The organism is Deltaproteobacteria bacterium (assembly GCA_016183235.1).
Lineage (GTDB): Bacteria > UBA10199 > UBA10199 > DSSB01 > JACPFA01 > JACPFA01.
Genome location: JACPFA010000012.1, coordinates 1 through 5,150, shown reverse-complemented (window position 1 = coordinate 5,150; position 5,150 = coordinate 1). Strand labels below are relative to the sequence as shown.

6 protein-coding genes are annotated in these 5,150 nt (G+C 44.3%); 5 read left to right on the top strand and 1 reads right to left on the bottom strand.

Annotated features, from left to right (window positions below; all coding sequences use genetic code 11):
* The first annotated feature begins 54 nt into the window (after positions 1-54).
* The 5 genes from HYU97_02305 (at position 55) to HYU97_02285 (ending at position 4,723) form a co-directional block, all read left to right on the top strand.
* Entirely contained in the window at positions 55-288 is a 234-nt protein-coding gene (locus HYU97_02305) for a hypothetical protein (protein MBI2335577.1), read from the top strand.
* A 99-nt stretch (positions 289-387) separates the two neighbouring features.
* On the top strand, positions 388-627 hold the full coding sequence (locus HYU97_02300) for a hypothetical protein (GenBank protein MBI2335576.1): 240 nt from the start codon (positions 388-390) through the stop codon (positions 625-627).
* Positions 628-629: 2 nt separating this feature from the next.
* Complete coding sequence (locus HYU97_02295; protein MBI2335575.1) at positions 630-980, top strand: type II toxin-antitoxin system PemK/MazF family toxin; 351 nt, start codon at positions 630-632, stop codon at positions 978-980.
* A gap of 85 nt (positions 981-1,065) precedes the next feature.
* Positions 1,066-2,217, top strand: a complete 1,152-nt coding sequence (locus HYU97_02290; GenBank protein MBI2335574.1) for an acetyl-CoA C-acyltransferase — start codon at positions 1,066-1,068, stop codon at positions 2,215-2,217.
* Between the two features lie 148 nt (positions 2,218-2,365).
* On the top strand, positions 2,366-4,723 hold the full coding sequence (locus HYU97_02285; GenBank protein ID MBI2335573.1) for a hypothetical protein: 2,358 nt from the start codon (positions 2,366-2,368) through the stop codon (positions 4,721-4,723).
* Here the strand turns inward: HYU97_02285 and HYU97_02280 are convergent.
* Positions 4,686-5,030, bottom strand: coding sequence for a hypothetical protein (locus HYU97_02280; protein MBI2335572.1), 345 nt, complete (start codon positions 5,028-5,030; stop codon positions 4,686-4,688). The genes HYU97_02285 and HYU97_02280 overlap by 38 nt on opposite strands.
* Positions 5,031-5,150: the final 120 nt, after the last annotated feature.

Sequence of the window (5,150 nt, the reverse complement as noted above, 5' to 3'; positions counted from 1 at the left end):
GATCTCTCGAGTCTTGACCCCTGTCAGAGGGCCAAAGCGCATGCTAAGCGAGTATTGAGGAAGTTTTCCCATAGTTGTAGTGATGCCTGGGAAGCTGCTGCTAACTTAGCTGTGGATGAAGCCTTAGAACAATGCAGTGGAGCAACCGATGATTTTGCAAGATGCGAGATTAACTCTTATGAGAACTATGTTCACGATATATGTGAGGGTAATCCATCAGATTATTCAGATTATGTTGATGGTTTGGCCACCCGAACCACTTGTCGGGTCCTTCGTGGGCAGAGCTAGAAACAATTTTCATCCAGGCATGCTGATGGGATCCATTAGCATGCCTTTTTTTTCACATTGACATCTAAATTAAATTCTTATATTCTTTTTTAAGATTATATGAAGTCTATTTATATTGAAGAAAAAATCCATAGTTCACTCAAACTTCTCGCCTCTTTGGAGAAAAAATCTCTCGCTGAAATTGTAGAGGAGTTTCTTTCATTATCCGTACGCAAACGCTTATCCGACCTACCGGTTGAACTTTTGGAAAGGCTTTCCTTAGAGGGTGGTAGCCTTGACTTTCTGTTGGACAAAAAAGAAGATGTTTATTCTCATCAAGATGGGCTTGAAATAAAGTGACCTTGCTTAACGCCGGAGACATTGTCCTCGTTTCTTTTCCCTTTACGGATCTCTCCCAGATAAAATTAAGACCTGCCTTGATTATTTCTAAAGAAGAAGTCCATCAAAAAGAAGACGATTATACCCTGCTTTTTATTTCTTCGGTCATTCCTCTGCGCATCGAAAAGTATGAAGTGCTTTTTGAAAAAACTCATCCTGATTTTAAAATGAGTGGATTAAAAAAAGATTCTGTTTTTAAAACAAACAAGCTTGCTACGGTCCAAAAAAAACTTATAAAAAGGTATTTGGGAAAGCTGGGGCCCAACATTAAGACCAACGTAGAACAGGCCTTTCATCGAGCCACTTTTTTGTAATAAAAATTTCATTGATGGGGCCCCATTTTTAAGTTGAAGTTAAATGATCTGACAGGTAGACACTCCCATCTAGAGAGGAGTTTTTATGGCCGATGCCTTTATTATTGATGCGGTTCGCACACCACGGGGGAAACGCAAAGGGAGTTTAAGTTTTACCCACCCCATTGATTTAGCTGCAACCCCTATTAAAGAAATTGTCGATCGCAACGACCTTGATCCTGATCAAATCGATGATTTGATTTATGGCTGTGTGACTCAACGGGGCGAACAAGACAATGTGATTGGGCGTGAGGCCGTGTTGGCAGCAGGCCTGCCTGAAGAAGTTCCGGGCTGCACCGTGAATCGCTTTTGCGGCTCGGGGCTAACCGCCTCGAATATGGCCGCCCACGCCGTCATGGCAGGGCAAGCCGATTTGATTATTGGTGGCGGCATCGAGCACATGACTCGTTGTGAAATGAACATCGATTTTAATTCTAACATGGCTAACTCTAAATTGCCCGAACGTTACCCGCATCTTTACAATCAAGGCCAATCCGCCGAGATGATTGTTGAAAAATATGGTTTCACCCGCGATCAACTCGATGAATTTGCGGTGCGGTCTCAACAACTAGCCGCCCTTGCCTGGGAACAAGGCAAATTTAGCAATAGCATTGTTCCGGTCGAAGCCAAAACCCAAGATGGCAAAACTTTTTTATTTGAAAAAGATGAACACCTGAGACCTGGCACCACCAAAGCGGCTCTTGCTGCCCTTAAAACCGTGTTCAAAGAAAACGGCACCATTCATGCCGGCAATTCGAGCGGCATTGTCGATGGTGCAGCGTGTGTATTGTTTGCTTCTGAAAGAAAGATTAAAGAAGTCGGCCTAAAACCACGGGCTCGAGTCGTTGCCACGGTGGAAATTGGTGATGATCCTATCTTCATGCTCTTGGGACCTATCAAAGCTATTCCTAAAGTTTGTGAAAAAGCTGGGCTACGAATTCAAGACATTGATTTATTTGAAATCAACGAAGCCTTTGCCCCAGTACCTCTCTCGGTGATTAAAGAATTAGAAGTCGACCCTAAAAAAATCAACGTTAACGGTGGAGCTATTGCCCTAGGGCATCCTTTAGGCGCTACCGGCGCCATGTTACTTGGCACAGTCCTTGATGAGTTAGAACGCACTAAAAAGCGTTATGGTTTAGTGACGTTATGCATTGGTTTAGGCATGGCCGTAGCCACCATCATTGAGCGAGTTTAAAAAAGTGTATACCTTTAGTATACACTTTTCCTCCCAAACTTAAGTTTCACCTACCACACCGGCACACAATCTCTTTAAACTAGTACCCATACCAGGGGATTTAGGGACTAAACTCAAAAAGAGATTCTTAGTCCCAGAAGGGGTCGTTATGCGTATGCTTCCATTAAACCTCCTGGTGCTTTTCTATCTTTCTATTGGGGTCGCTCAAGCCGAGAGCTTTGATACCCACATAACCCTTGATTTGGCGGCGTCTGGCAAAAAAGTTGAGCGACCCATTATAGGTGGAAACGTCCTTTATAATTATTCGAGCGTGTTGTTCCGCGACGCGGCCTCTTTTTCCCAATGGGGTGGCGGCTCGGTTCGCTACCACATGTATGATGACACGCGTTGGGGCCAGCGTTGGGATACCCAAACCATTGAACCAACCGGGGTGACTAAAAATTATAATCTGGAAAATTTAGAAGAGTGGTCGGGGGCTTGGGTGAAAGAGCTCCAAGGCCAAGGCAAAATGGAAATTGATTATTGGCAAAGTGCCGGGGCGGCCTGGAATCGGCATTCTTTAAAACTTGAAGTGGCAAACGCTGCGGATCGGTCTTCTTTATTAATGCCCAAGTTAGACCAAGACAATGGAACGTTGGCTTTTCAATTTGCATTCAAGATTGATGCTGCAACTTTAGAAGGTTCTTGGTTGTTGCTTCACACCGATGATTCAAGGATTCAACTTTGGGTAGATGATACATTGACCTTAAGACTTACCTCTAAAGTCGACCCTAATTTAAATATCGTTGCCCCCACCCCTTTAACTTTAGGAAAGTGGTATTTGATCACCGTTAATTTAAGCCAAGGTAATTTAGAATTTTGGCTTGGTTCACAATTGCTTGCAGCCCAAAGCACTTCCCTTTCCACGGGCAAATGGGCCAATTGGCATTTAGGTTATATTCCGCAATCCAATGCCAAAGCAGCCACTCTTGCTTATCGCCTCGATGAAGTTCGCGTGCATTCTCAAAAGCTAGGCACCCGCATTCAACCACCTTGGAACAATGCCACCAATCAGGGGCGTTTTGATAAATATTATTCGTTTGATGGCAATCATGCCACGATCGATGACTTTTTAAAATTTGCGCAAATGGCCAAACTCACTCCCGTCATTCAAATTCCGCTAACCCCTGGGCTTGAGTACGGAACGCCTGCACTCCCCGGCACAACGTTTGGTTGGGATACGCCTCAATATTGGGCTGATTTATTAGAATATATGAATGGCACCGCCGATGCCGATTACAAAAATAAACAATTCGATTTTACTCACAATACACCCACTGATAATTGGGCAAACCTGCGCGCCCAACGGGGACATTTCAGACCCTGGAATGTCAAATATATTGAAGTAGGTAACGAGCCCTATTACACCGGGTGGAATCAAAATAACAATTGGGCGGGTTACGCACAAAAATGGGCTCATCAAGCCCTGCTACTTAAAGAAGTTGACCCCAACATCCAATTAGGGCTGCCAGGCCGCAGAGGTTGGGGAACCCAAGATATCTGGAGTGTGGCGATTCCTATTATTCAGGCTGAAAGCCCCATTCCTTACATCGATTTTCTAGCCGTCCATCATTACACGAAGATTTATAACGTTGGGGGCATGAGTTATTCAGAGGCTGACCAACTCCATTGGTATTTAGGCGCCCCAGCGGGTTGGCGCACTTTAAATCGACCCGATGCCGAAGCAGGTCGGCCCGTGTTACGGGAGGTGGAATTGGCCCAGCAAGCCATCGATCAATATTTTGCTGAAGATGAAGTAAAACCTTTTGTGGCTCTTACTGAGTATGGTTTTGAATGGAAACAATACAGTTATTATGATTCCACCAAAAGCCAATGGGTTTATGTTGGCAACACCTTTGCAGATGCCTTTCAAAGAATCAGCGCTTTAGGAGAGATGGCTCGATTAGGTGCCAAGCTGGGTCACACCTTTGTGCTCGATTCCGATCAAAAATTTGTTTACGGCGTCATTGGTGATAACGATGCATCGGTAGTGGGGCGTCTTCTCACCCCCAGTTATTGGGCCTTTACTTATTTTGCCCGAGGCTTAAGCAACCAGGCTTTATATTTAACCCCCGACATTAAAACACGCTATTTGACTTGGGACATGGGGAATAATGTCAAAGTTGAGCATGCAACACCTGATGAGCTATTATCGGGCATTAACAAATGGGGCGAAACTTATACCAACCCTCTCGTTAGTATTTGGCCATTTTTAAATCCCAATAATCTTTTTATAGTGATGGTTAACTACGACCCCGTGCGGAGTAGTTTTGTTTCGATGGAACTACTCAATGCCAGTTCTATTGATAGAAGCACCGGTGTTCGTATCACCAACCCACAAAACGACCCTTTTTCGGGAGACATTGTTGTTAATGGTTTTAACCCCAGCGCTCTTGCGCAAGGCGGGCAACTTGAATTGCCACCGCTTTCTATTTCTTTTGTGAGATTTGTGATGGGGCAGAAATAACGTTGGGATAGATGGAGGCCATATTGGGAATGGGGCTACCGTCGTGGGAACGGAAAACGGAAATTTCGGTTTGATTTGACGACAGTTCTGTAAATTCTAACCTGGAAAACAGAAGGGATTCTAGGGTGTCAACATGATCCGATAGAGGTAGAAATATCCAATTGAGAATGCATGGTTCTGCTGTAGCAAGGCTTCTGCTCCAGATATAATCAGCAAATTGAGGGCTGTTGGTTGCCCCACCTATTTGACCTGTTACAATGAGGGTTTTTTCAGGGTGTCTAGCTACTAATTTTTTAAAATTTTGCATAAAATCTCGTTTTTATTCTTTAAACCACCATAATTTGTATCCTTAATTCACCTTTGCGTAATTTCTCATCCCCTCTCCCTTGAGGGGAGAGGGCCAGGGTGAGGGTGAGCTTTGTCACTC

Bases quoted from the DNA above. Each gene is read 5' to 3' on its own strand.
- HYU97_02300 (MBI2335576.1), top strand. From the start codon at position 388: ATGAAGTCTATTTATATTGAAGAAAAAATCCATAGTTCACTCAAACTT.
- HYU97_02290 (MBI2335574.1), top strand. From the start codon at position 1,066: ATGGCCGATGCCTTTATTATTGATGCGGTTCGCACACCACGGGGGAAA.
- HYU97_02285 (MBI2335573.1), top strand. From the start codon at position 2,366: ATGCGTATGCTTCCATTAAACCTCCTGGTGCTTTTCTATCTTTCTATT.
- HYU97_02280 (MBI2335572.1), bottom strand. From the start codon at position 5,030: ATGCAAAATTTTAAAAAATTAGTAGCTAGACACCCTGAAAAAACCCTC.